Raw genomic sequence first — 25792 nt, forward strand, 5'->3', positions numbered from 1 at the left:
CTCCCCCCGGGTGTGAGATCAGCTGGTGATCTTGATGTTGGAGATCTCGCCCCGGTAGCCGTCTCCGCCCGAGGGCAGATCCGTCAGCCAGACGAGAACGTAGCGCGTCGTCAGCGGCTTGCCGGGAACGAGATCCACTTGGGTTCCCTTACCCGCGGTCTGCTGGGTGAAGTCGCCCAGCCTGCTCGGCTGCGAGGAGAAGTTCTCCGGAGTCGTCCGCAACTCGACCGACGTGACGCCGTTGAACGAGACCTCGACCTTGGAGACCTGCTGGGCCTTGCCCAGGTCGAGGATGATCCCGACCCCGTCCTTCAGGTTGCCGAACTTCGAGTACCCCTTGTAGCTGCTCGTCGTCCACGACGTGCTCGGGTCGTTGTCGTAGGCGTTCTTTATGTCCTGGGGGTTCTCGCCGCCGTCGGCGCCCTGCGGATCGAAGTCGCGCGCGTCCTCGATCGCGACCGGCTTCCCGTCCGCCTTCGGCTCCTTGTTGTCCTCGTCCTGCGGCAGCTGCTGGGTCGGCGGGGTCTCGTTCGACTTGCTCTGGTTCAGGAGCCGGTCCGCGATCTGCCAGCTCCCGAGGCCCAGGGCCGCGATCAGCAGGGCGGAGACGGCCCACTTCAGCGCCTTGCCCGTGCGACTCTGCAGCGGGGGCGGCGGAGTCAGGATCTGCTGGGTCGCCGCGGGGTGCGGCTGGGGACGCCCGTACGTGCCCTGCTGGTACGTGGTGCGCTGGTACTCCGGCGGCGCGGGCAGCGGGAACTCCGGCTCCGGCGGGCGGATGCGCGGCATCGCCGCGACCGCCTTGGCCAGCTCGTCCGGGGTGGTGCAGGGCGGCTCCTGGCGCGAGGCCGTGGCCCCGTCGTTCGCCAGGGCCCGCATGGCGATCTCCGAGAGGCCCCGGTGGACGCCCGCACGTACCTGGTCGGGGGGAAGGAGCCCGACCCCCTTGGGAAGGCCGGAGAGGCCGTAGGCGTCGTTCTCGTACGGCCAGCGCTGGGTGAGGGCCGCGTAGAGCAGGGCACCGATCGCCTCGGTGTCCGTACGCTGCGGACGCTCGGCGCTGATGCCGCGCAGGGCGGCGTTCACGGCGAGGCCGCGGATGCGGTACTGACCGGTGGAGCTGCGCAGCACCGCGCTCGGCGTGAGCCGGAGGTGCGAGAGCCCCTCACGGTGGGCGGCAGCCATGGCCCCGGAGACCTGGGTGACGAGCTGGTAGGCGTCGTGCGGCTCCATGGGCCCGGCCGCGAGCAGCGCGGTCAGCTCCGTGGAGTCGGGCAGCCACTCGTGCACCACGTAGACGAGATCGTTCTCCTCGACGGCGTCGAGGACCTGCACGAACCGCGGGTCCCCGAGGAGCGCCGCGGAGCGCGCGGCGGCCAGCACGGAGCGGGCGCGGGCGTGGTCGGCCGGCAGGATGTGCACCCCGACGGCCCGCCGCAGCTTCTCGTCCACGGCACGCCAACTGCTGAATCCGTCCAGACGGGTGACGCACTCCTCCAGCCGGTACCGCCTCGCCAGCTTGTGGCCGCTGTGCAGCTCGGGTGCCGTGATGGAGGGTTGTTCGCCGTTCTGTCGTTCGACCGCCTTGCTCTCCGTGGCCTCGGCGGCCGGGGCCGCCTTCTTCTGCGCTTCCGCCACCCCGTCGGTCGCGGCCGTGTCCGCCTTTGCGGTCAGCGGGTCGTCACCGCTGTTGTCGGCCACGTCGACGGCAGCCGTGCTACGTTCCGCCACCGTCGTTCCTGCCTCCCCATCCGTTGCGCCACATCCAACAGCCATGCCAATTGTGCCCACAGTCCGGCGCTATGCACGACACGCGGTGGCAGCCGATGGTTGTGCGAAGCCCGCGAGCCGTGTTCCGACTAGCGTCCCAGGCGTCCGCGGACCATACCCACCATGGAGTTGAGCTCCGCGATCCGCATGCGCTTCGCCGCGACGAAGAAGACTCCCAGAAGCACCGCCCCACCGACGACGAGGGCGACGAGCGACCCCAGGGCGCCCTCCCCGAGCAGCTTCAGGAGGGCGAACCCGACGGCTCCGGACACGATCGCGGCGGGCAGCGAAGCCAGACACAAGCGGGCGTAGGTGCGCATCACATGGGCGCCGTCGAGGTCGCCGCCCAGACGGTTGCGCAGCCGGCGCCAGGCGACGCCGACACCGACCGCGTAGGCCAGACCGTAGGACCCGGCCATGCCGACCACCGCCCACTGGGCCGGCAGCAGCACGTAACAGACCGCGGAGGCGGCCGCGTTGACCGCGGCGACGATGACGGTGTTGTAGAAGGGCGTGCGGGTGTCCTCGTAGGCGTAGAAGCCTCGGAGCACGACGTACTGCACGGAGTAGGGGATCAGACCGAGGCCGAAGGCCATCAGGATGAAGCCCATGCCCTGGGCGGCCTCGACACCGCTGGAGGCGTAGAGCAGGGTGCACATCGGGACACCGAGCGCCAGGAACATGAACGAGACCGGGACGATCGCCACGGCCGAGTTGCGCAGCCCCTGCGAGATGTCGTCGCGCACGGCACCCGGGTCGTCGTCGGAGGCGGCGCGGGAGATGCGCGGCAGCAGAGCGGCCATGACGGAGACCGTGATGATGGCCTGCGGCATGCCCCAGATCAGCTGGGCGTTGGAGTAGGCGAGGAAGCCGGCACCGTTCTTCCCGGACTCCTCACCGGCCGCGGTGGCGAGCTGGGTGACGACCAGGACACCCGCCTGGTTGGCGAGCACGAACAGGACGGTCCACTTGGCCAGCTTGACGGTCTTGCCGAGCCCGTGGCCCTTCCAGTCGAAGCGGGGCCGGAAGCGGAAGCCGGTCTCCCGCAGGTAGGGGATCATCGCCAGGGCCTGGACGGCCAGGCCGAGCAGGGTGCCGATGCCGAGCAGCCGGACGCCCTCGTCGGGGATGGTCGTGACGCCCATGTGGGATTCGGCGGACGTGCCGTAGACCCAGATGAACAGGCCGAAGGTGGAGATCATCACGATGTTGTTGAGGACCGGGGTCCACATCATCGCGCCGAACTTGCCCCGAGCGTTGAGGATCTGACCCATCACCACGTGCACACCCATGAAGAAGATGGTGGGCAGGCAGTAGCGGGCGAAGGTGACGGCGACGCTGTTGGCCGCCGCGTCGTCCGCGATGGTGTTCGACATCAGCCGGATCAGCAGCGGGGCGGCGAACACGGCCACGGCGACGATCGCGCCGAGCGCGACCATGACGAGGGTGAGCAGCCGGTTGGCGTACGCCTCGCCGCCGTCCTCGTCGTTCTTCATCGAGCGGACCAGCTGCGGCACGAAGACCGAGTTGAGGCCGCCGCCGACGGTGAGGATGTAGATCATCGTCGGCAGCGTGTAGGCCACGGTGAAGGTGTCACCGAGCAGCGCGGCGCCGAGGGCACCGGTGATCACGAGGCTGCGGACGAAGCCGGTGAGGCGGGAGACCAGGGTGCCTGCCGCCATCACGGCGCTCGACCTGAGCAGACCTGAGGCCCGGCCGGCCTTCTTCGGGGCGGGCGCGGGCATGGGGTCGGGCTCCGGGGACGGCGGGGGCACCTGGCCGGACGCCTGCTGGTCCCGGTAGAGGTGGGCGAACGCGTCCGTCGCCGGCTGCTCCTCCCCCGCCCGGGTCACGAGGTCGTCGACACCGGTGAACTGGACCGTGCGGGCGTCGTCGCCGTAGGGCAGATGGCGGGACGGGCCGTCGGGCTCGGGAGCCGGCGTCTGCGCCCAGACGCGGGGGTCCGGGGCGTGCGGGGGCACGCTCGGCTGCTGGTAGAGCGGCTGCGGCTCCGCGTAGGTGCCCGGCGGGGGCGGCGGGTGCGCGGCGCGGTCGTAGAGCGCCTCGTCCACCGGGTCCTGGGCGGACAGGTCCCGCGCCTGGTAGGGGTCGTGGGCGTAGGCGTCCTGGACGTAGGGGTCCTGGGCGTAGGGGTCCTGGGCGTACGGATTCTGCGGATCCGGTGCGTACGGGTCAGGAGCGGCCTGCTGATGCGGCGGCACCGGCGCGGGGCCGGGTGCCGGGGCCGCGGGCGTGCCACCGGACGGCTGGGTGCCGCCCGCGCCCTGGCCGCGGTCACCGTCGTACGGCGCGTTCATGGTTACCCCACCTCATCGTCCCCGGCCGACCGGCCACGACATCGCTCAACGGTCCACTTTCTCACCCGGGCCGGACGGGTCGCCGCTTTCGGACCCGGTGTCCGGTGTCGGGTCACTCGGCTGCACGGATTCCGTCCGGGTCTCGTCCGGCTCGTCCCCGCTCGTGACCTCCGCGTCGCTTTCCGCGTCGGTGTCGCCCTCGGGGCCGGCCTCGCCTTCCGTCGCCGTGCTCTCGGCCTCCGCCGCCGCGTTCCGGGCGGCGGCGCGCTTGCGCTGGCTGTACATCCGGATGCCGGCCAGGACGAGCAGGAGCACACCGCCGGCGATCACGAGCATCACCGTGGGGGTGATCTCGGAGACCTTCACGGTGAACCTCATCGGGGCACCGTAGGGCGTGCCGTCCTCGGTGAAGAGCTGGGCCGTCATCGGGACCGGTCCGTTGGCGTTGGCCGAGGCGGGGAACTTCACCGACTGGCTGTGGCCTCCGCCGACCTTCACCGGCTGCTCGGCGAAGGCCTCGCCGTCGAACTGCAGACGGGTCCTGTTGCCGGAGGTCAGCCGCAGCACGAGGTGGTCCACGCCCTGCAGCAGCTTGTTCTGCACGGTCACGGGGATGGTGGCGCTGCGGCCGGACAGGGTGAGGTCCGACTTCTCGATCAGCTGCACCTCCTTCGTGAGGTTGCGCAGGTAGACCAGGACCTCCTGGCGGTACAGCGCGGCCGACGGGGCCTCGCCACGCCACGAGGTCGACATCTCACGGCTGATCGCGTTGGTGAAGGGCGGCACCACTCGGTCCGGGGCGCTCAGGATCACCTTGAAGTCGTCCAGCTCGTCCCCGGTGTCCTTCATCTGGCGGAAGGCCGCGGGCGACAGCTCCTGGGCGCGCAGCTTCCTCGGGTACGAGCTGCTGCCCGGCACCCGCTGCGACGCGTCCGGGTCCGGCTGGGCCACCGCCGCGGCCAGCAGGTCCTGCGGCTGCGTCCAGCGGCCCGCGGCCAGGCCCCGCAGTCCCGCGGCCATGCTGTGTGCCTGGGCGATGGTGGGCATGCGCTGCGGGGCGACCACGACGCTGCGCTGCTTCTCCGGCATCTCCAGAGTGGTCGCGAGGGACTGCGCGAGGAAGGCCTGGACGGCCAGGGTGGAGTTCTCGGCCCGGATCAGGTCGCCCTGGAAGGCCTTGGACAGGACGGCGTCGCTGACGATCGCGGTGGTGCCGCCGGCGATGGGGCGGGCCGAGGTCGGCGTGTACGACAGGTCGTCGCGGAAGCTGTCGCTGCGGGCGATCACGTTGCGTGCGCCGGCGGAGGTGGCGACGGCCATGACGGACGGGTCCACGGCGCCGTCGACGGGCCAGGAGAAGTCGGTGGACGGCTTGACGTGGAGCACGGTCTCGACGGTGGACGCGGCCAGCGCGGTCGCCTGCTGGAGGTGGCTGAGGGAGCCGGGCACCTCCTTGCCGTGGTGGGCGAGGGAGGCCAGGTCGGGGTCGGCGAAGGGCAGGGCGACCACTTTGTGGCCCTGTACGGCCTTCTCCAGGGCGTCCAGCCAGCGCTCGGCGATCGCCTGGTTCCTGCCCGGCACCTCGGTCGCGCCGCTCTTGACCATGTACGGCCCGGTCATGGCGTCGACGCCGGCGAGCAGGTCCGGGTCGATCAGCCAGGTGACCGGGAGGTCCTTGCCGAGCGCGACCATCTCGTGGAGCCGGCCGCCGGGGGCGAGGTCCGTGGCCAGGTCGTCGTTCTCGAAGACCGGGGTCTGCTGCTGGTCGGCGCCCGTCTCGGCGGAGACGTGGGTCGTGGAGATCAGCGGCCAGATGTACGAGAGCTGGGTCTTCTTCTCGGTTTCCTCGGGCTCGTACGGCAGGAAGGTCCGTTCGATGCCGAGGACACGGTCGTAGGGCTGGCTCGCGGTCCGGCCCGTGAGGGAGACCCCGAGCTGGTAGACGCCTTCGTCGTCCAGCCCCAGCTTGGAGACGGGGACGCGGAGCGTGAAGTCCTTGCTCAGTCCCGAGCCCAGCCTGGGGATGGGGACGCTGAAGGGCTTGCCGAGCGGGGACGGGTCGCGGCCGTCACGGTAGGCGCCGCTGCGGCCGATGTCCTCGATCTCGCTGCGGCTGGTCATCCGCGGGCCGACCCGGAGGTCGACCGTGGCGTCGGTCACCGCCTGCCTGCCCTCGTTGGTGACCGTTCCCGTGATGGTCAGCGTGTCGCTCTCCACCGGGGCACTCGGCGCCAGTGTGTCGAGAGACACCTCCACCGACCCCGACCCCTTCGCCTTCTCGGCGGCCTCGGCAGTGGGGGCGGTCACACCCTGAAAGAGCCCCGCCAGCAGCGGAACAGCGACGGCGAGGGAGGCCGTACGCCGCAACCAGCGGCGGGCAGGTGAGGGCACGGTCCCCTGAATAGCTGCCGCCTCGGCCACGCGTCGCCCGTCCTCGTCGTTGTCAGTGGTGTCAGTGGTGTCAGTGGTTCCCGGTTGCTGTGTCCAGGCATGGTAACGAGGCACGCGGCGGCCAAGTGCCGGGGACTGCTCCAGCTGATGGCGGCCGGGTCCGCCGAGGCGGACCGGAAGAGACCGGGGTCACGTGCGTGGCCCGTGGGAAAACGGGGACGTCGCGGTGAGCCGGGGCACGTACCCTTTTCTGTTGTGCCGAACGCCAACGAAGACACCCCGACTGCACTGAGCCAGGTGCAACGCCGCGCGGTCAGTGAACTGCTGCGTGTGTCCCCAGTCGCCGACGACCTCGCCCGCCGCTTCAAGGCCGCCGGGTTCAGCCTCGCGCTGGTCGGAGGCTCGGTACGCGACGCCCTCCTCGGCCGTCTCGGCAACGACCTGGACTTCACCACCGACGCCCGCCCCGAGGACGTTCTGAAGATCGTCCGTCCCTGGGCCGAGGCCGTCTGGGAGGTCGGGATCGCCTTCGGCACGGTCGGCTGCCAGAAGGACGGCTACCAGGTGGAGGTCACCACCTACCGCTCGGAGGCGTACGACCGCACCTCGCGCAAGCCCGAGGTCTCCTACGGCGACTCCATCGAGGAGGACCTGGTCCGCCGTGACTTCACCGTCAACGCGATGGCCGTGGCGCTCCCGGAGAAGGAGTTCATCGACCCGCACGGCGGTCTCGATGACCTGGCCGAGCGGGTGCTCCGCACCCCGGGCACGCCGGAGGAGTCCTTCTCGGACGATCCGCTGCGCATGATGCGCGCCGCGCGCTTCGCCGCGCAGCTGGACTTCGAGGTCGCTCCCGAGGTCGTCACGGCGATGACGGAGATGTGCGACCGGCTGGAGATCGTCTCCGCCGAGCGCGTCCGCGAGGAGTTCAACAAGCTCCTGCTCTCCGCCCACCCTCGCAAGGGCCTCGGGCTGCTCGCCGACACGGGTCTCGCGGCCCATGTGCTGCCGGAGCTGCCGGCGCTGCGCCTGGAGAACGACGAGCACCACCGGCACAAGGACGTCTACGAGCACTCCCTGACCGTCCTCGACCAGGCCATCGACCTGGAGGAGAACGGCCCGGACCTGGTGCTGCGTCTCGCGGCCCTGCTCCACGACATCGGCAAGCCGCGCACCCGCCGTTTCGAGAAGGACGGCCGGGTCTCCTTCCACCACCACGAGGTGGTCGGCGCGAAGATGACGAAGAAGCGCATGACGGCGCTCAAGTACTCCAACGAGATGGTCCGGGACGTCTCGCGTCTCGTGGAGCTGCACCTTCGCTTCCACGGCTACGGCACCGGTGAGTGGACCGACTCGGCCGTCCGGCGCTATGTGCGGGACGCGGGTCCGCTGCTCTCCCGGCTCCACAAGCTGACCCGCTCCGACTGCACCACGCGCAACAAGCGCAAGGCCGCCGCGCTCTCCCGTGCCTACGACGGGCTGGAAGAGCGCATCGCGCAGCTGCAGGAGCAGGAGGAGCTGGACTCGATCCGTCCGGACCTGGACGGCAACCAGATCCAGGAGATCCTGGGCATCCGTCCCGGGCCTGCGGTCGGCCAGGCGTACAAGTTCCTGCTGGAGCTGCGACTGGAGAACGGGCCGATGGGCCACGACGACGCCGTCGCCGCGCTCAAGGAGTGGTGGGCGAACCAGAGCGCCTGATGTCGATGTTCCACAGTCGATGTTTCACGTGAAACATCGACCGTGGAACGGCCGCGAGCGCGTTCCGCCAGGGGTGGTGTTTCACGTGAAACATCACCCCTTGCCGTTGGCGCGCACCCTGTCGGCTCGGACGACGTGGAGCAGGAAGAGCGCGAGGGACGCGTAGAGCGCGGACACCAGCACCACGAGGGCGGGGGACCGTCCGTCCGGCGGGAGCATCAGGGCCGCGACGCCGGCCGCTCCCACGAAGGCGACGTTGAAGAGCACGTCGTAGAGGGAGAAGACCCGACCGCGGTAGGCGTCGTCCACCGAGGTCTGGACGACGGTGTCTGTCGCGATCTTCGCGCCCTGAGTGGTCAGCCCCAGGACGAAGGCGGCCACGAGGAAGGGCGTCCGGGCGAAGGTGAGCCCCAGCGCGGGGGTGAGCAGCGCGGCGGAAGCCGTGCACAGGGTCATCCAGCCGAAGGGCCCGAGCTTTCCGACCGCCCAGGGGGAGAGCACCGCCGCGGCGAAGAATCCGGCCCCGGAGGCGGCGACCGCGAGCCCGAGCACGGCGAGGCCCTCCGCCTGGGTGGTGCCCCAGGCGTAGCGCGAGAGCATGAGCACGGTGACGAACAGTGCCCCGTAGCAGAAGCGCATCACGGTGACCGCGGCGAGCGCCCGGGCGGCCGGCCGCCGCTGGGCGAGATGCCGCAGACCGCCGACCAGGCCCCGTGCGGTGGAGGCCAGGGCGGCGGCGAGTCGCGGCTGGACCTGGTCGGGATCCGGTCCGAGGAGCTCACGGGACATCCGCAGCGCGGCGAGCGCGGAGCAGAGGTAGAGGACGGCGCCGAGCAGGACGACTGCGGCGTCGGAGTCGTCGGCGATCAGGCGTACACCGAAGGCGAGCCCGCCGCCGAGCGTCGCGGCGAGGGTGCCGGCGGTCGGCGAGAGGGAGTTGGCGATGACCAGCCGTTCGTCGTCGACCACGCGCGGAAGAGCGGCCGAGAGGCCTGCCAGGACGAAGCGGTTGACGGCCGTGACGGAGAGGGCGGAGCCGTAGAAGAGCCAGTCGGGTACCGAGGCGAGCATGAGCACCGCCGTCCCGGCGGCGAGCAGGGCACGCAGCAGGTTTCCGTAGAGGAAGACCTGGCGGCGGCGCCATCGGTCCAGCAGGACACCGGCGAAGGGCCCGACGAGGGAGTACGGGAGCAGCAGGACGGCCATCGCGGAGGCGATGGCGGTGGGGCTGGTCTCCTTCTCGGGCGAGAAGACGACGTACGTGGCCAGGGCCACCTGGTAGACGCCGTCGGCGCACTGGGAGAGCAGCCGGACGGCGAGCAGGCGGCGGAAGTTGCGCAGGCGCAGGAGGATGCGCAGATCACGCACGACGGACATGGCAGCAAGACTCACATACGAGAAGGGCCCCCGGGCAGTGCCACGGGGACCCTTCTCATCGAGCCGCTGGACCGTCAGGTCAGCGCTCGACCTCGCCCTTGATGAACTTCTCGACGTTGGCGAAGGCCTCGTCGTCGAAGTACTGGACCGGCGGGGACTTCATGAAGTACGAGGAGGCGGAGAGGATCGGGCCGCCGATGCCGCGGTCCTTGGCGATCTTCGCCGCGCGCAGGGCGTCGATGATGACACCCGCGGAGTTCGGCGAGTCCCACACCTCGAGCTTGTACTCCAGGTTCAGCGGAACGTCACCGAAGGCGCGGCCCTCAAGGCGCACGTACGCCCACTTGCGGTCGTCCAGCCAGGCCACGTAGTCCGAGGGGCCGATGTGGACGTTCTTCTCGCCCAGCTCCCGGTCGGGGATCTGGGAGGTGACGGCCTGCGTCTTGGAGATCTTCTTGGACTCGAGGCGGTCGCGCTCGAGCATGTTCTTGAAGTCCATGTTGCCGCCGACGTTGAGCTGCATGGTGCGCTCAAGACGGACACCGCGGTCCTCGAACAGCTTGGCCATCACGCGGTGCGTGATGGTGGCGCCGACCTGGGACTTGATGTCGTCGCCGACGATCGGGACACCGGCCTCGGTGAACTTGTCCGCCCACTCCTTGGTGCCGGCGATGAAGACCGGGAGGGCGTTGACGAAGGCGACCTTGGCGTCGATGGCGCACTGGGCGTAGAACTTCGCCGCGTCCTCGGAGCCCACGGGCAGGTAGCAGACGAGCACGTCGACCTGCTGGTCCTTGAGGACCTGGACGACATCGACCGGGGCCTCGGCGGACTCCTCGATGGTCATGCGGTAGTACTTGCCGAGACCGTCGAGGGTGTGACCACGCTGAACCGTGACGCCCTTGTGGGGGACGTCGCAGATCTTGATGGTGTTGTTCTCGCTGGCGCCGATGGCGTCCGACAGGTCGAGGCCGACCTTCTTCGCGTCGACGTCGAACGCGGCCACGAACTCCACGTCGCCGACGTGGTAGTCGCCGAACTGGACGTGCATCAGGCCGGGCACCTTGGCCGCCGGATCGGCGTCCTTGTAGTACTCGACGCCCTGTACCAGCGAGGCGGCGCAGTTGCCCACGCCGACGATGGCTACGCGAACCGAACCCATTCCGGTTGCTCCCTGTGTGATCGTGGAAGCCCTGCGAGGCAGGGTTTCACTGTGCGGTGTCGTCGGACGGATCCGGCCGGGTACTGCCCCCGTGCCGGGGCAGGCCGCCCGTTTCTCCAGATTCTCTGTGCTGCTGAGCGGCGTCCTCGGGGCCGGATCGCTGATCCCGCCCCGCCCGCTCGCTCTCGATGAGCTCGTTCAGCCAGCGCACTTCGCGCTCCACGGACTCCATTCCGTGGCGCTGCAGCTCAAGCGTGTAGTCGTCGAGGCGCTCACGCGTCCGGACCAGAGAGGCGCGCATCTTCTCCAGGCGCTCCTCCAGCCGGCTGCGGCGGCCCTCGAGCACTCGCATCCGCACGTCGCGCTCGGTCTGGCCGAAGAAGGCGAAGCGGGCGGCGAAGTGCTCGTCCTCCCAGGCGTCGGGGCCGGTGTGGGAGAGGAGCTCCTCGAAGTGCTCCTTACCTTCGGCCGTCAACCGGTAGACGATCTTGGCGCGGCGTCCTGCGAGTGAAGCGGCCACGGCCTCTTCGGGGGCGCTCCCCGGCTCCTCGATCAACCAGCCGTTGGCGACCAGCGTCTTGAGGCAGGGATAGAGCGTCCCGTAGCTGAAGGCCCGGAATATCCCCAGGGAGGTGTTGAGCCGCTTGCGCAGCTCGTACCCGTGCATGGGGGCCTCGCGGAGCAGACCGAGAACGGCGAACTCGAGAATTCCGGAGCGCCTGCTCATCTGTCGCCTCCTCCGCTCTCGGGACTCGTCTCTCGGACCAGGGGGAAAACCCTTGTGCCGAGCCGATGTGCCGCGCTGATGTATCGACTCGATACATCCCGACGATAGAACGGCCCGAGTGATGCGACAAGTGGGACCCGGGTGACCGGTGTCACATCGTCAATTCACAGCGATCGACTTGCCGGATTTGGGGTGATGTTCGGCCCTAGACGGGTTTTGGCCGTGCGTAGTCTGTGCGGCATGCAGACCACCGGGAACCAAGCGATGCCGCAGGGCGTCAGTGAAGCGGGTGACCGGCTGCGGCACGGTGGGGTCTTTTCCGAGGTCCGGCCGTGTGCATTTCGGGGGGACCGGAACTCAACTGCCGCTTCCAGGCCTGTGTGCCTGCCCGAGGAGTAGTCGTTCGATGAGCGAGCACCGTCGCAAAATGCCGCAGCAGCAGCCGCCGAGTGGCGGTCGTGCTGCGGCCCGGCGCGCCGCCCAGCAGCCGATGGGCCGCAGGCCGGCCCAGGACCGTGATGTCAGCACGGGGTCTCCTTCGGCCTCGTACGGGCCGCCTTCCTCTTATGGGGGGGAGGAGCGTCCCTACGGTGGCCGCGCCGAGGCCCGGCGCGCCGCCCAGCGCGGCGGACGCCGGCGCGCACCCGAGGGCGGCGGGGGTCCCGGTGGACCCGGCGGCCGTCGCGGAGGGGGCGGCGGCCGTGGTGGCGGTCCCGGACGGGGTCGTAACGACGGCGGACGTCCGCCCGGCAAGAAGCGGATGATCGACTACCCGCGGTACGGCAAGTACGGCTGGCGTCGCTGGATGCCCTCGTGGAAGCTCACCACGGGCCTCTTCCTGGCCTTCGTCGGCGGCCTCATGGGCGCGGCGACGATCGCGTACGCCATGGTGGGCATCCCTGACGAGGCCATCAGTGCCAAGCAGCAGAACAACGTCTTCTACTGGTCCGACGGCACGCAGATGGCCGCGACCGGCGGTGAGGTCAACCGCCAGATCGTCTCGTTCGACCAGATCCCGAAGGCCATGCAGAACGCCGTGGTCTCGGCGGAGAACAAGACCTTCTGGACGGACTCCGGCATCGACCCCATGGGTATCGGCCGTGCCGTCTGGAACATGGCCAAGGGCGGCGAGACCCAGGGTGGCTCGACCATCACCCAGCAGTACGTGAAGAACAACCGCCTCGACGACCAGTCGCAGACGCTGACCCGCAAGGTGAAGGAACTCTTCATCTCGATGCGCGTGGGCAACGAGAAGGGCAAGCCCGAGATCATGGCGGGCTACCTCAACACCTCGTACTACGGCCGGGGCGCCTACGGCATCCAGGCCGCGGCCCGCACGTACTTCGGCAAGAACGCCGCGAACCTCAACCCCAGCGAGTGCGCCTTCCTGGCCTCGCTGCTGAAGGGTGCGACGTACTACGACCCGGCCGGCAGCGTCGACATCGACCCGGCGGCCACCCCGGAGGCGAACCGCGTGCGCGCCGAGAAGCGCTGGGCGTGGATCCTCGACGAGATGGTCAAGGACGGCAGCCTGCCGGCCGCCGAGCGCGCGAAGTACCCCGAGTTCCCCAAGGTGAAGACGCGGACCCAGGGCGCCCAGCTGGGCGGTCAGATCGGCTACCTGGTGCGCACGGCGCAGAAGAGCGTCCTCAACAACACCGAGCTGGGCATCACCGAGAAGGACCTCGCGCGCGGCGGCTACGAGATCTACACGACCTTCGACAAGAAGAAGGTCAACGCCCTCGAGAAGGCCGTGAAGTCGGTGTACGCGGAGTACATCGACCCGAAGAAGCGCCCGAAGACGGATACGCACGTCCAGTTCGGCGGTGCCTCGGTGAACCCCGAGACCGGCGCGATCGTGGCGATCTACGGCGGCGCCAACGCCACCACGCACTTCACCAACAACGCCGACGAGACCGGTGCCCAGGTCGGCTCGACGTTCAAGCCCTTCGTCCTGGCCGCGGCGATGCGCGACGGTGTCCGCGACCCGAAGGGGAGCAAGGAGCAGGACGCCTCCACCCGTACGCTCGTCGACCCGGACAAGAGCTACTACAGCGGTCAGAACAATCTGACGATCAAGAACTACGACGGCTCGATCTGGCGCGACGAGAACGGCAACGAGTGGCACCAGGCCAATGACGAGCACGCCAGCTACAAGAACATCAACCTCCGCACGGCCATGATGAAGTCGGCGAACTCGCCGTACGTGCAGCTCGGCATGGACGTCGGCATCGACAAGGTCCGCCAGGCGGCCATCGACGCCGGTCTGCGGGAGGGCTCGCTGGTCAAGGCCAACGTGCCGTCGTTCTCCCTCGGTATCTCCAACCCGAGCGCGATCCGCATGGCGGGCGCGTACGCGACCTTCGCCAACAACGGTGAGCGCAACGACGTGTACTCGGTCGAGAAGGTCCTGAAGCAGGGCCAGGTCAAGTACAAGCACGAGGCCCAGCCCAAGCGGGTCTTCTCCACGGCCGTCGCCAGCAACGTCACCGACGTCCTCAAGAGCGTCGTCAAGGGCGGCACCGGCAGGAAGGCCGCGCTGGACGACCGCGAGGCGGCCGGCAAGACGGGTACGACCGACGGCAACAACTCGGCCTGGTTCGTCGGCTACACCCCGCAGCTCTCGACCGCGATCGACATGTACCGCTTCGCGGACGACGAGACCCTCAAGGGTCGCAAGTTCGAGTCCATGTACGGCACCGGCGACCAGCCGAAGATCCACGGTAATTCGTTCCCGTCGCGGATCTGGCACGACTACATGACGGACGCGCTCAAGGGCACCGAGCCGAAGAGCTTCCCGGCGCCCGAGCCCCTGGACGACGCCGAGGGCGTCTACGGCGGCGGCATGGTCAGCCCGACCCCGACGCCGACGGAGACCCCGTCCCAGACGCCCTCCACGACGCCGTCGACGCAGGCGCCCACGGACAAGCCGACCAAGTCGCCGGACCCGGGCAAGACCTGCAGCGTCTGGGACTGGCCGTGCGACCCGAACGGCGGCACCACCAAGGGCCAGGACAACGGCGGTACCAACGGCGGCCCGACCACCACACCGCCACCGGACCCCACGGACACCCCCACCTCCGGCACCACCACCGGCGGAAAACCGAACGGCGGGACCTGGGGCCTGAACGGCTGACCCCGCCACCCGGCACCCTTCGAGGGCCGCCGCGCCGGTCCGTACCTCGTGTACGGCACCGGGCGCGGCGGCCCTCACGGTTTCCCAGGGGCGTACGGCAGGATGTCCCCCATGCCGAGCCTCCAGAAGACGAGCCCTCCGCAGGACCCGGTGGTCTGCCCCACTCGTACCGACGAGGTCGCGGCCACCGGCAGCGAGCTGATCGGCGGACCGATCGGGCGCCGCGCGCTCCTCGGCGCCGGACAGCTCACCCCGGTGCGGGTGATCGCGCTCGTCGCCATCGGGATGTTCGCGCTCGGCATGGTGCAGAAGCTGCCCTGCTACGACTGGGCCTGGTTCCGCGGATCCACCTCCCAGTACACCCACGCCTGCTACTCGGACATCCCGCACCTGTTCACCGGGCGAGGGTTCGCGGAGGGCCTGGTCCCGTACTTCGACCGGATCGGTGGCGACATACCGTTCCTGGAGTACCCCGTACTGACCGGTCTGTTCATGGAGGTCGCGGCCTGGCTGACGCCCGGGGACGGCGATCTCAACCAGCGCGAGCAGGCCTACTGGATGGCCAATTCCGGCCTGCTGCTGGTGTGCACGGCCGTCCTGGCCGTCTGCGTGGCCCGGACCCACCGCAGGCGCCCCTGGGACGCTCTGCTCGTGGCCCTGGCGCCCGCGGCCGCGCTCACGGCGACGATCAACTGGGACCTGCTGGCGGTCACCCTGACGGCCGCCGCGCTGCTGATGTGGGCGCGGAGCCGGCCGCTGGGCTTCGGTGTGCTGCTGGGGCTCGCGACGGCCGCCAAGTTCTACCCGGTACTGCTGCTCGTACCCGTCCTCCTGCTGTGCTGGCGGGCGGGGAAGTGGCGGGCGTTCGCCAGGGCCGTGCTGGGCGCGGCGGGGGCGTGGCTGGTGGTGAACCTGCCGGTGATGCTCCTGGCGCCCGAGGGCTGGAAGCAGTTCTACGTCTTCAGCACGGAGCGGAACATCGACTTCGGCTCGTTCTGGCTGCTCATCAGCCAGGTCACCGGCGAGTCGATCCGCCCGGCGACGGCCAACTACTACGCGCTGTTCCTGATGATTCTGGCGGTGGCGGGGCTCGCCTACCTGACCTTCAACGCGCCCCGCAGGCCCCGGCTCGTGCAGCTGGCCTTCCTGATCGTGGCGGCCTTCGTCCTCACGAACAAGGTCTACTCGCCCCAGTACGTGCTGTGGCTCGTCCCGCTCGCCGCGCTCGCCCGGCCGCGCTGGCGCGACTTCCTGGTCTGGCAGGCCTGTGAGGTCATGTACTTCCTCGGCATCTGGATGTACCTCGCCTACACGAGCAGCGGCAACAAGCAGGGGCTGCCGACCGACGGCTACCAGTTCGTGATCGCCCTGCACCTGCTCGGCACGCTCTACCTGTGCGCGCTCGTCGTGCGCGACATCCTGGCCCCCGACCGGGACGGGGTGCGGCGGGACGGCTCGGACGACCCCTCGGGAGGCGTCCTGGACGGCGCCGAGGACGTCTTCGTCCTCGGCCGGGCGGCGCATCCGGCGCGCCACGCGGCTCCGGCCGTCGAGGGGCCGCGGGTGGACTGGGGCATCCCGGGGGAGTGACCCGGCGCGGTCCGTGCCGAGAACGCCGAGCGGCCCCCGGGGACTTCCCCGGGGGCCGCTTCGTGCCGGTGGCTCAGCGCTCGACGATCCGGTCGTACTGCGTGGTGGTGTGACGCAGGTGGGCGACCAGCTCGTCGCCGACCTGCGGCTCCTGTGCGTCGGCCGGCACGAACAGGATCGACACCTGCATGTGCGGCGGCTCCGCGAACCAGCGCTGCTTGCCGGCCCAGACGAACGGAGAAAGGTTCCGGTTGACCGTCGCGAGGCCGGCCCGCGCCACGCCCTTGGCCCGCGGCATCACGCCGTGCATCGCCTTGGGGGCCTCCAGGCCGACGCCGTGCGAGGTGCCGCCGGCGACCACCACGAGCCAGCCGTCGGACGCGGCCTTCTGCTGGCGGTAGCCGAACCGGTCCCCCTTGGCGACCCGGGTGACGTCGAGGACCGCGCCGCGGTACTCGGTGGCCTCGTGGTCGCCCAGCCACAGCCGGGTGCCGATGCGGGCGCGGAAGCGGGTCTGCGGGAACTGCTGCTGCAGCCGGGCCTGTTCGTCGGCGCGCAGGTGGCTGACGAACATCGTGTGCAGGGGCAGCCGGGCGGCCCGCAGCCGGTCCATCCAGGCGATGACCTCCTCGACGGCGTCGGTGCCGTCGGTGCGGTCGAGCGGCAGGTGGAGGGCGAAGCCCTCCAGGCGTACGTCCTCGATGGCGGCGTGGAGCCGGCCGAGGTCCTCCTCGTGGACGCCGTGGCGCTTCATCGAGCTCATGCACTCGATGACGACGCGGGCGCCCACCAGGGCGTGCACGCCGTCCACGGAGGACACCGAGCGGACCACCCGGTCGGGCAGCGGCACCGGCTCCTCACCGCGCCGGAACGGCGTGAGGACCAGCAGGTCACCGCTGAACCAGTCCTTGATCCGGGCGGCCTCGTAGGTGGTGCCCACCGCGAGCATGTCGGCCCCGAACCGGGCGGCTTCGTCCGCCAGGCGCTCGTGGCCGAAGCCGTAGCCGTTGCCCTTGCAGACCGGGATCAGACCGGGGAACTGGTCGATCACGGACTTCTGGTGCGCCCGCCAGCGCGCGGTGTCGACGTAGAGGGAGAGCGCCATGGCCGGCCCGGAACCTTTCTGGTGGCTGCGGTGTGTCAAAGGTGTGTACGAGACTACGCAAGCCTCGCGCGCGTCGTCAGCGACGCGACATGTAGATGTCCAGGGCCTTGTGCAGGAGCTTGTTGAGCGGGAAGTCCCACTCGCCGACGTACTCCACGGCCTCGCCGCCCGTGCCGACCTTGAACTGGATGAGACCGAAGAGGTGGTCGGTCTCGTCGAGGGAGTCCGAGATGCCCCGCAGGTCGTAGACGGTGGCGCCCATCGCGTAGGCGTCGCGCAGCATCCGCCACTGCATCGCGTTCGAGGGCCGGACCTCGCGGCCGATGTTGTCGGAGGCGCCGTAGGAGTACCAGACGTGCCCGCCGACGACGAGCATCGTGGCGGCGGAGAGGTTCACGCCGTTGTGGCGGGCGAAGTACAGCCGCATGCGGTTGGGGTCCTCGTTGTTGAGGACGGTCCACATGCGCTGGAAGTACGAGAGCGGGCGCGGCCGGAAGTGGTCGCGGACGGCCGTGATCTCGTAGAGGCGCTGCCACTCGGCGAGGTCCTCGTAGCCGCCCTGGACGACCTCGACACCGGCCTTCTCGGCCTTCTTGATGTTGCGCCGCCACAGCTGGTTGAAGCCCTTGAGGACGTCGTCCAGCGAGCGGTTCGCGAGCGGGACCTGGAAGACGTAGCGGGGCTGGACGTCGCCGAAGCCGGCGCCGCCGTCCTCGCCCTGCTGCCAGCCCATCTTCCGCAGCCGGTCGGCCACTTCGAAGGCGCGCGGCTCGATGTGGGTGGCCTCGACGTCCTTCAGGCGCTTGACGTCGGGGTCCTGGATGCCGGACTTGATGGCGGCCGAGTCCCAGCGGCGGATGACGACCGGCGGGCCCATCTTCACGGAGAAGGCGCCCTGCTGCTTCAGGTGCGCCAGCATCGGCTGCAGCCAGTCGTCGAGGTTCGGGGCGTACCAGTTGATGACCGGGCCCTCGGGCAGATAGGCCAGGTAGCGCTTGATCTTCGGCAACTGGCGGTAGAGCACCAGGCCGACGCCGACGAGCTCGCCCGCCTTGTCGAACCAGCCGAGGTTCTCCGAGCGCCACTCCGTCTTCACATCCGCCCACGCCGGGACCTGGCAGTGGCTCGCCGCGGGCTGGCTCTGGATGAATGCCAGATGCTGCTCACGGCTGATGGTCCTCAGGGTCAGGCTCATGCGGGGCGCTCCTCGGCAGGTGTGTCCCCATCGGTTCAGGGGCTCCGGCTCTCGCGCCGAAGCCTACTGCGACCGGGGAGCGCCCCGATGGGACGTGTCCCGTGGCCGGTGGCCGGCCCGGGCACCTCAGACGAGACCGCCGTAGAACATGCCGAGGTAGAAGCCCACTGCCGAGGCGCCGAGCCCGATGATCAGGACGAACCGCTCCCGCGTCGTCACCGAGATGAACTGGCCGTACGCACCCGTCAGGATGCCGATCAGTCCCGCCCACGACGCCAGGGCGTGCAGGTGGTGGAACTGCGCGGTGATGAAGGCGAGGACGCCGAGGAAGAGCGTGATGCCCATCAGGGCGTCCTGGAGCGGGTGGGGCTTGCCGTCCGTCGCGAAGAGGGAGTGTCCGGGGTCGGGTCGCATTGCCTGTGCCATGGGGCACCTCCTGGCGTGCCGTCCGGAAGGCGACGCCTCTGTGACGCCGCCCACATCCGTTGAGTACAGATTGCGTCCCCCCACCGCCGGATTTCAACCGCAGGGGGATGTGCGGGTACTCTGTACGGTCTGCACCGGTGTCTGCCCAGGTCCGTCCGAGGACCTCGCCGGCACCCCCTCGCTCGTCGAGGGGGACTGTCAGTGGCGGCGGATACCGTTGCTCACGCATCACGACCCTCCTGCCACGGAACGACCGTGGCCGCTGAGTCCAAAGGAGGTGGGTTCCACATGCGTCACTACGAGGTGATGGTCATCCTCGACCCCGATCTCGAGGAGCGCGCTGTCTCCCCGCTGATCGAGAACTTCCTCTCCGTCGTCCGTGAGGGCAACGGAAAGGTCGAGAAGGTCGACACCTGGGGCCGTCGTCGTCTCGCCTACGAGATCAAGAAGAAGCCCGAGGGCATCTACTCGGTCATCGACCTGCAGGCCGAGCCTGCGGTCGTCAAGGAGCTCGACCGCCAGATGAACCTGAACGAGTCGGTCCTCCGGACCAAGGTCCTCCGCCCCGAGACCCACTGAGCTCTCGCTCACAGGTACTCGGGTCCGAGTAGCAGTTAGCAGCCAGAAGCAATCCCGCCGAGAGGTTCACCCATGGCAGGCGAGACCGTCATCACGGTCGTCGGCAATCTTGTCGAAGACCCCGAGCTGCGCTTCACCCCGTCCGGTGCGGCCGTCGCGAAGTTCCGCATCGCGTCCACTCCCCGCACCTTCGACCGTCAGACCAACGAGTGGAAGGACGGCGAGAGCCTGTTCCTGACCTGCTCGGTCTGGCGTCAGGCGGCGGAGAACGTCGCCGAGTCGCTTCAGAAGGGCATGCGCGTCGTCGTGCAGGGCCGGCTGAAGCAGCGGTCGTACGAGGACCGCGAGGGCGTCAAGCGCACGGTCTACGAGCTGGACGTCGAGGAAGTCGGCCCCAGCTTGCGCAATGCCACGGCCAAGGTCACCCGCACCACCGGTCGTGGTGGTCAGGGCGGCTACGGCGGCGGTGGCAGCGGCCAGCAGGGTGGCGGCGGTGGCGGCTGGGGTGGCAACTCCGGCGGTGGCCAGCAGGGCGGCGGCGGAGCTCCCTCCGACGACCCCTGGGCCTCCAGCGCCCCCTCCGGCGGCCAGCAGGGTGGCGGCGGTGGCGGCTGGGGTGGCAACTCCGGCGGCGGCTACTCGGACGAGCCTCCCTTCTAGGGCGTCAGCCCCGGAAGTGGCTTGTACCCAAACTTCTTGATCACACAGGAGAAACACCATGGCGAAGCCGCCTGTGCGCAAGCCTAAGAAGAAGGTCTGCGCGTTCTGCAAGGACAAGGTCGCGTACGTCGACTACAAGGACACGAACATGCTGCGGAAGTTCATTTCCGACCGCGGCAAGATCCGTGCCCGTCGCGTGACCGGCAACTGCACGCAGCACCAGCGTGACGTCGCCACGGCCGTCAAGAACAGCCGTGAGATGGCGCTGCTGCCCTACACGTCCACCGCGCGATAAGGGAAGGGTGACCGGAAAATGAAGATCATCCTCACCCACGAGGTCTCCGGCCTCGGTGCCGCTGGCGACGTCGTCGACGTCAAGGACGGCTACGCTCGCAACTACCTGGTCCCGCGTGGTTTCGCGATCCGCTGGACCAAGGGTGGCGAGAAGGACGTGGCGCAGATCCGCCGCGCCCGCAAGATCCACGAGATCGCGACCATCGAGCAGGCCAACGAGATCAAGGCCCAGCTCGAGGGCACGAAGGTGCGCCTGGCCGTTCGCTCCGGCGACGCCGGCCGTCTCTTCGGCTCCGTGACCCCGGCCGACATCGCTTCCGCGATCAAGACCGCGGGTGGCCCGGACGTCGACAAGCGTCGCGTCGAGCTCGGTTCGCCGATCAAGACCCTGGGCTCGCACCAGGTGTCCGTGCGTCTGCACCCCGAGGTTGCCGCGAAGCTCGGCGTCGAGGTCGTCGCCGCGTAACGCTGCCCTGAAGGCAGACTGCGCTCAGCAGTACAGAAGGGCCGTACCCCCCGGGGTGCGGCCCTTCCGCTGTTTCACGTGAAACAACGCTCAGCGCGTGGCGCCCGTGACCAGCCAGCGGCCGGAGCGCTCACGGAACCACAGGGTCGCCATCCGGACGGTCGTCATCAGCGTCATCGCCCCCCAGAGTGCGGTGAGGCCGCCTCCGAGGGTGGGGATCAGCAGGGCGACCGGCGCGAAGACGGCCAGGGTCAGCAGCATGGCCCAGGCGAGGTAGGGGCCGTCACCGGCGCCCATGAGCACCCCGTCGAGGACGAAGACCACGCCGGCGATCGGCTGGGAGAGCGCCACGACCAGGAGCGCGGGGAGCATCGCGTCCTGGACCGCGGGGTCGCTGGTGAAGAGCGGGATGAAGAGCGGCCGGGCGACGATCAGCAGTGCTCCGAGGGCGACTCCGGACAGCACGCCCCACTGGATCATGCGCCGGCAGACCTGGCGGGCGCCGTCCGGATCGTCGGCACCGAGATAGCGGCCGATGATGGCTTGGCCGGCGATGGCGATCGCGTCGAGCGCGAAGGCCATCAGGCTCCACAGGGACAGGATGACCTGGTGGGCGGCGACATCGGCGTCACCGAGACGGGCGGCCACGGCGGTCGCGATCATCAGGACGGCCCGCAGCGAGAGGGTGCGCACCAGGAGTGGGGCACCGGCCTGGGCGGAGGCCCGGATGCCGACGGCGTCGGGGCGGAGCGAGGCGCCGTGTCTCCGTGCGCCTCGGATCACCACGAAGAGATAGGCGCCCGCCATGCCGAGCTGGGCGATGACCGTGCCCCAGGCGGAGCCGGCGATGCCGAGCCCGGCGCCGTAGACCAGGCCGAGGTTGAGGGCGGCGTTGGCGGTGAAGCCGCCGATGGCGACGTAGAGCGGGGTGCGGGTGTCCTGGAGGCCGCGCAGGACACCGGTGGCGGCGAGGACCACCAGCATGGCCGGGATACCGAGGCTGGAGATCCGCAGATAGGTCACGGCGTAGGGAGCGGCCGTGCCGGAGGCGCCGAAGATGTCCACCAGCCAGGGAGCGGTGGGCAGCGTCAGGGCGACCACGGCGCCGCCGAGAAGGAGGGCCAGCCAGATGCCGTCGATGCCCTGGCGGATGGCGGCCTGGAGGTCGCCGGCGCCGACACGGCGGGCGACGGCCGCGGTCGTCGCGTAGGCGAGGAAGACGAAGACGCTGACGGCGGTGGCCAGAAGGGCCGAGGCGATGGCGAGTCCGGCGAGCTGGGAGGTGCCCAGGTGGCCGACAATGGCGCTGTCGACCATGAGGAAGAGGGGCTCGGCGACGAGTGCGCCGAAGGCCGGGACGGCGAGCGAGACGATCTCGCGGTCGTGTTGCCGTCGAACGGCCTTGGGGGTCGCGTGAGCCTGGTGCATGGCCACAATCTAATCTTCCACAGGTAACACATGCAACGGTCAAGTGATCCTTACTTCAGGCGCGAGAGACCCTTCGGGTGTGCGCCGTTTGTTCTGATCGTGAGCCCGGTGAAAAAGTTTTTCTCCCCCACAGCCCGTGGACGGAAAAGGTGCAGGTCAGGGGTGTTTGCCGTAGGTGGTTATGAGTTTGTCCACACGGCTGTCCCCCGGTCCGTGCACAGGTTCCGGGGGGTTCTCCACAGCATCTGGGCCTTCACCCACAGGCCCTGTGGATAACCAGATTGGCTGACGGTGCCCGCGGGCCTACCGTGGTCCGGCGCCCGACGCGCCAGAAGCGGAGTCAAAGCCTCTTGTTTGTCCGAGCCGTGGCGTAAGAAAGAGTGGCACGGAGAGGTCCGCGGAGCGGACGGGAGGAGGTGGCTTGGTGAGCATGACCGAGCCCTTGGACGATCCCTGGGCCGACAGCGGGCCCAGTGACCGGCTGCCCACCCGATCCCGCGAGCCCCGGGGCCGCGGTCGTGGGCGGGAGGACCAGCACGAGCGCGGCAGCGAGGGCGGCTGGGACTCGGGGCTGTCCGGCTTCGAGCGCGTTCCCCCGCAGGACCTGGACGCCGAGCAGTCCGTCCTCGGCGGCATGCTGCTGTCCAAGGACGCCATCGCCGACGTCGTCGAGATCATCAAGGGCCACGACTTCTACAAGCCGGCCCACGAGACCGTGTACGCGGCCATCCTCGACCTCTACGCGAAGGGCGAGCCCGCCGACCCCATCACGGTCGGCGCCGAGCTCACCAAGCGCGGCGAGATCACCCGTGTCGGCGGCGCATCGTATCTGCACACCCTCGTCCAGTCGGTCCCGACGGCCGCCAACGCCTCGTACTACGCGGAGATCGTCCACGAGCGCGCGGTGCTGCGGCGTCTCGTGGAGGCCGGCACCAAGATCACGCAGATGGGATACGCGGCCGACGGCGACGTCGACGAGATCGTCAACCGGGCGCAGGCCGAGATCTACCAGGTCACCGAGCAGCGCACCACCGAGGACTATCTGCCGCTCGGCGACATCATGGAGGGCGCCCTCGACGAGATCGAGGCGATCGGCTCCCGCAGCGGCGAGATGACGGGTGTGCCCACCGGCTTCACCGACCTGGACGCGCTCACCAACGGTCTGCACCCCGGTCAGATGATCATCATCGCGGCGCGACCCGCCATGGGTAAGTCCACCCTCGCGCTGGACTTCGCCCGGGCCGCGTCCATCAAGAACAACCTGCCCAGCGTCATCTTCTCCCTCGAAATGGGCCGCAACGAGATCGCGATGCGTCTGCTGTCGGCCGAGGCCCGGGTGGCGCTCCACCACATGCGCTCCGGCACCATGACCGACGAGGACTGGACCCGGCTCGCCCGCCGGATGCCGGACGTCTCGCAGGCCCCGCTCTACATCGACGACTCGCCGAACCTGTCGATGATGGAGATCCGCGCCAAGTGCCGCCGCCTCAAGCAGCGCAACGGCCTCAAGCTCGTCGTCATCGACTACCTCCAGCTGATGCAGTCCGGCGGCTCCAAGCGCTCCGAGAGCCGTCAGCAGGAGGTCTCCGACATGTCGCGAAACCTGAAGCTCCTCGCCAAGGAGCTGGAACTCCCGGTCATCGCGCTCTCCCAGCTGAACCGTGGCCCGGAACAGCGCACGGACAAGAAGCCGATGGTCTCCGACCTCCGAGAGTCCGGCTCGATCGAGCAGGACGCGGACATGGTGATCCTGCTGCACCGCGAGGACGCCTACGAGAAGGAGTCCCCGCGCGCGGGCGAGGCCGACATCATCGTCGGCAAGCACCGTAACGGTCCGACCGCGACCATCACGGTGGCCTTCCAGGGCCACTACTCGCGCTTCGTGGACATGGCCCAGACCTGACGCTCACCTGACCTTGCCTTAGGTCCGGCGTGGGAGCCTCGCACCCGCACATCTCCAGTCAGTGGAGCCGCGACTGGCTCCCCAAGTAGGGAAGGCCGCCGAGTAGGCGGGAGAGAGTGCGGTCAGTGGGTTGCTCCTTTTCTACGCTGGTGCACACATTCACTCGTTGGGGGATTCCGCTGCCAGCGGGATACCGCACCGCCAGCAGTCGTTCGCGTGGTCGTCCTGGCAGACGTAGCCGATGGCACCATCCACGCACCATTCGGCGGCCTCCTCGGACAGCAGGTCGGGCCCGGCAAGGAGCAGCCGACGAAATTCCGTGGTATCCGCAATGTCGGCCGGCCGGTTGGTGAACCACTCGTCGAACCAAGGCTTGTCCTGGTATATGCCCCAGTGCGCATTCTCCCGGTCGTCGACAGCCGTAAGGAACCGATCGACGATCCGCCCCCAACTCGGTGCTCCGAACCAGCCGTTGTCGGACGCACAGAAGGATTCGATCAGGGTTCGCAGGCCGAACTCCTTCTCGTGAAGGCAGTACCTTCGCCCCCAGGAGATCGCGACCTGCGCCATCTCCGCGAGTTCTTCTCGCGGATCAACCTCGTGCGCCGGGTCGTCAGGGTTGTGGCAGGCCAGCCCGAGCTCGAGTACGGACTGCCCTGTCGGGAGAACCCGGGACGGGTTGACGATCGCGAGACCGAGACCGATCCAGTCGACATGGTCGAACGACAGCATCGAGCGCACGAGTCGGGTGGTCGCCGTGTTGATCCGCATCATCGTGCCGTCGTGCAGCGGACTCTTCCCGGCATGCCAGTTCTCGACGGGTGTGTTGCGCCACACGGCGAGCGTGATGCGGGTGGCAGCGAGCCACAGCAGGGCGTCGTCGTCGAGGTGCCCGAACCGCTTGGCACACTCCTGGGCGCCGTAGGTGATCAACTCTTCCGGTTTCGGCCACCTGTGGCTGTCGGGCCCTTCAGGCGCGTACTCATAGTCGTCGGCGTACTCGTCAAGAATCGCACTCAACTCGGTTGCGCTGTAAGCCTCGCTGTACTCGGAGCCGTCCGGCCCCTCGACGGTGTACATGTCGTGGTCCCAGGAGACGTACACGTCGCCCCAGAGCACGATGTCGTCGCACGCGCTGGCGTTGTCCGTCACAACCGGCCTGATGGTGATCGGGGCAGTACGCCCGTCGGTTCGCTCGCCGTCCTTCTCGGCGGCCCATGCGGTGATGATCTCGAGTGGCTTCGGAAGGAGAGGGCCGACCTCGGTGATGCCGAAGGGTTCGTCGTCGTCAGAGGTGTCGAACCGGCTGTTGACGAACGCAACCGCCTCGGAGGGCGTGCTGACGATGGACTGGGTACCGTTCTCGTTGTCGACCACTCGCCACAACGGGCTGTTCTTCACGGTGCTCTCCGATCGCGGTGACTGCACCCGGGGTGGTGCGATGCGCCGGGTCGATCGGCACTGACACCAACTTATGGGCTGATCACCCCATCCGTGGTCCGGAAGCTGCTTGTCGGCGATGACGTTCGGTGCGTTCGCGTGCAACCTGCTTTTCGCGACCGCG

General features: G+C 69.2%; 19 protein-coding genes. 8 read left to right on the forward strand and 11 right to left on the reverse strand.

Annotation, left to right across the window (positions count from 1 at the left end; genetic code table 11):
* Window positions 1-18 precede the first annotated feature (18 nt).
* The 3 genes from ACGF1Z_RS22170 to ACGF1Z_RS22180 form a co-directional block, all read right to left on the reverse strand.
* Complete coding sequence (locus ACGF1Z_RS22170) at window positions 19-1731, reverse strand: serine/threonine protein kinase (RefSeq protein WP_393006509.1); 1713 nt, start codon at window positions 1729-1731, stop codon at window positions 19-21.
* A 128-nt stretch (window positions 1732-1859) separates the two neighbouring features.
* The gene (gene murJ, locus ACGF1Z_RS22175) at window positions 1860-4088 is read right to left on the reverse strand and encodes a murein biosynthesis integral membrane protein MurJ (RefSeq protein ID WP_393006511.1); all 2229 of its coding nucleotides are present in this window, start codon (window positions 4086-4088) and stop codon (window positions 1860-1862) included.
* 45 nt (window positions 4089-4133) lie between these two features.
* Window positions 4134-6509, reverse strand: coding sequence for a DUF6049 family protein (locus tag ACGF1Z_RS22180; protein WP_393006513.1), 2376 nt, complete (start codon window positions 6507-6509; stop codon window positions 4134-4136).
* A gap of 225 nt (window positions 6510-6734) precedes the next feature.
* On the opposite strand from ACGF1Z_RS22180, the gene ACGF1Z_RS22185 reads away from it, so the two are divergent.
* Window positions 6735-8180, forward strand: a complete 1446-nt coding sequence (locus ACGF1Z_RS22185; RefSeq protein WP_393006515.1) for a CCA tRNA nucleotidyltransferase — start codon at window positions 6735-6737, stop codon at window positions 8178-8180.
* Between the two features lie 93 nt (window positions 8181-8273).
* Here the strand turns inward: ACGF1Z_RS22185 and ACGF1Z_RS22190 are convergent, their stop codons facing one another.
* From ACGF1Z_RS22190 to ACGF1Z_RS22200, 3 genes are all read right to left on the reverse strand, one after another.
* Window positions 8274-9557: an MFS transporter gene (locus tag ACGF1Z_RS22190; RefSeq protein WP_393006517.1), complete on the reverse strand. Its 1284-nt coding sequence runs from the start codon at window positions 9555-9557 to the stop codon at window positions 8274-8276.
* A gap of 79 nt (window positions 9558-9636) precedes the next feature.
* Window positions 9637-10719 (reverse strand): inositol-3-phosphate synthase, encoded by a 1083-nt coding sequence (locus ACGF1Z_RS22195; RefSeq protein ID WP_393006519.1) that lies wholly within the window; start codon window positions 10717-10719, stop codon window positions 9637-9639.
* Between the two features lie 46 nt (window positions 10720-10765).
* Complete coding sequence (locus ACGF1Z_RS22200; protein WP_393006521.1) at window positions 10766-11446, reverse strand: helix-turn-helix transcriptional regulator; 681 nt, start codon at window positions 11444-11446, stop codon at window positions 10766-10768.
* 406 nt (window positions 11447-11852) lie between these two features.
* Here ACGF1Z_RS22200 and ACGF1Z_RS22205 point away from each other — a divergent pair, with 406 nt between their 5' ends.
* A complete protein-coding gene (locus tag ACGF1Z_RS22205) occupies window positions 11853-14582 on the forward strand; it encodes a transglycosylase domain-containing protein (protein WP_393006523.1) in 2730 nt (909 codons plus the stop codon).
* 111 nt (window positions 14583-14693) lie between these two features.
* A complete protein-coding gene (locus ACGF1Z_RS22210) occupies window positions 14694-16172 on the forward strand; it encodes a glycosyltransferase family 87 protein (RefSeq protein ID WP_393006525.1) in 1479 nt (492 codons plus the stop codon).
* A 73-nt stretch (window positions 16173-16245) separates the two neighbouring features.
* Here ACGF1Z_RS22210 and ACGF1Z_RS22215 read toward each other — a convergent pair whose 3' ends face one another.
* From ACGF1Z_RS22215 to ACGF1Z_RS22225, 3 genes are all read right to left on the reverse strand, one after another.
* Window positions 16246-17277: an alanine racemase gene (locus ACGF1Z_RS22215; protein ID WP_393006527.1), complete on the reverse strand. Its 1032-nt coding sequence runs from the start codon at window positions 17275-17277 to the stop codon at window positions 16246-16248.
* A gap of 76 nt (window positions 17278-17353) precedes the next feature.
* Window positions 17354-18472: a peptidoglycan bridge formation glycyltransferase FemA/FemB family protein gene (locus ACGF1Z_RS22220; RefSeq protein ID WP_132915769.1), complete on the reverse strand. Its 1119-nt coding sequence runs from the start codon at window positions 18470-18472 to the stop codon at window positions 17354-17356.
* Between the two features lie 126 nt (window positions 18473-18598).
* The gene (locus ACGF1Z_RS22225) at window positions 18599-18898 is read right to left on the reverse strand and encodes a hypothetical protein (protein WP_393006530.1); all 300 of its coding nucleotides are present in this window, start codon (window positions 18896-18898) and stop codon (window positions 18599-18601) included.
* Between the two features lie 288 nt (window positions 18899-19186).
* On the opposite strand from ACGF1Z_RS22225, the gene rpsF reads away from it, so the two are divergent.
* The 4 genes from rpsF (at window position 19187) to rplI (ending at window position 20897) form a co-directional block, all read left to right on the forward strand.
* Entirely contained in the window at window positions 19187-19477 is a 291-nt protein-coding gene (gene rpsF / locus ACGF1Z_RS22230) for a 30S ribosomal protein S6 (protein WP_004950685.1), read from the forward strand.
* Window positions 19478-19549: 72 nt separating this feature from the next.
* Window positions 19550-20137 carry a single-stranded DNA-binding protein gene (locus ACGF1Z_RS22235; RefSeq protein ID WP_393006532.1) on the forward strand — a complete coding sequence of 196 codons (588 nt, stop codon included), beginning with the start codon at window positions 19550-19552 and terminating at the stop codon, window positions 20135-20137.
* 58 nt (window positions 20138-20195) lie between these two features.
* Window positions 20196-20432: a 30S ribosomal protein S18 gene (gene rpsR, locus ACGF1Z_RS22240; RefSeq protein ID WP_128983236.1), complete on the forward strand. Its 237-nt coding sequence runs from the start codon at window positions 20196-20198 to the stop codon at window positions 20430-20432.
* An 18-nt stretch (window positions 20433-20450) separates the two neighbouring features.
* Window positions 20451-20897, forward strand: a complete 447-nt coding sequence (rplI, locus tag ACGF1Z_RS22245; RefSeq protein ID WP_053640001.1) for a 50S ribosomal protein L9 — start codon at window positions 20451-20453, stop codon at window positions 20895-20897.
* Between the two features lie 90 nt (window positions 20898-20987).
* Here rplI and ACGF1Z_RS22250 read toward each other — a convergent pair whose 3' ends face one another.
* Window positions 20988-22325, reverse strand: a complete 1338-nt coding sequence (locus ACGF1Z_RS22250; protein ID WP_393006535.1) for an MATE family efflux transporter — start codon at window positions 22323-22325, stop codon at window positions 20988-20990.
* 424 nt (window positions 22326-22749) lie between these two features.
* Here ACGF1Z_RS22250 and dnaB point away from each other — a divergent pair, with 424 nt between their 5' ends.
* A complete protein-coding gene (dnaB, locus tag ACGF1Z_RS22255; protein ID WP_393006537.1) occupies window positions 22750-24228 on the forward strand; it encodes a replicative DNA helicase in 1479 nt (492 codons plus the stop codon).
* A 159-nt stretch (window positions 24229-24387) separates the two neighbouring features.
* Here the strand turns inward: dnaB and ACGF1Z_RS22260 are convergent, their stop codons facing one another.
* Window positions 24388-25629 carry a hypothetical protein gene (locus ACGF1Z_RS22260; protein ID WP_393006539.1) on the reverse strand — a complete coding sequence of 414 codons (1242 nt, stop codon included), beginning with the start codon at window positions 25627-25629 and terminating at the stop codon, window positions 24388-24390.
* Window positions 25630-25792: the final 163 nt, after the last annotated feature.

Source organism: Streptomyces sp. NPDC048018 (assembly GCF_043202995.1).
GTDB lineage: Bacteria > Actinomycetota > Actinomycetes > Streptomycetales > Streptomycetaceae > Streptomyces.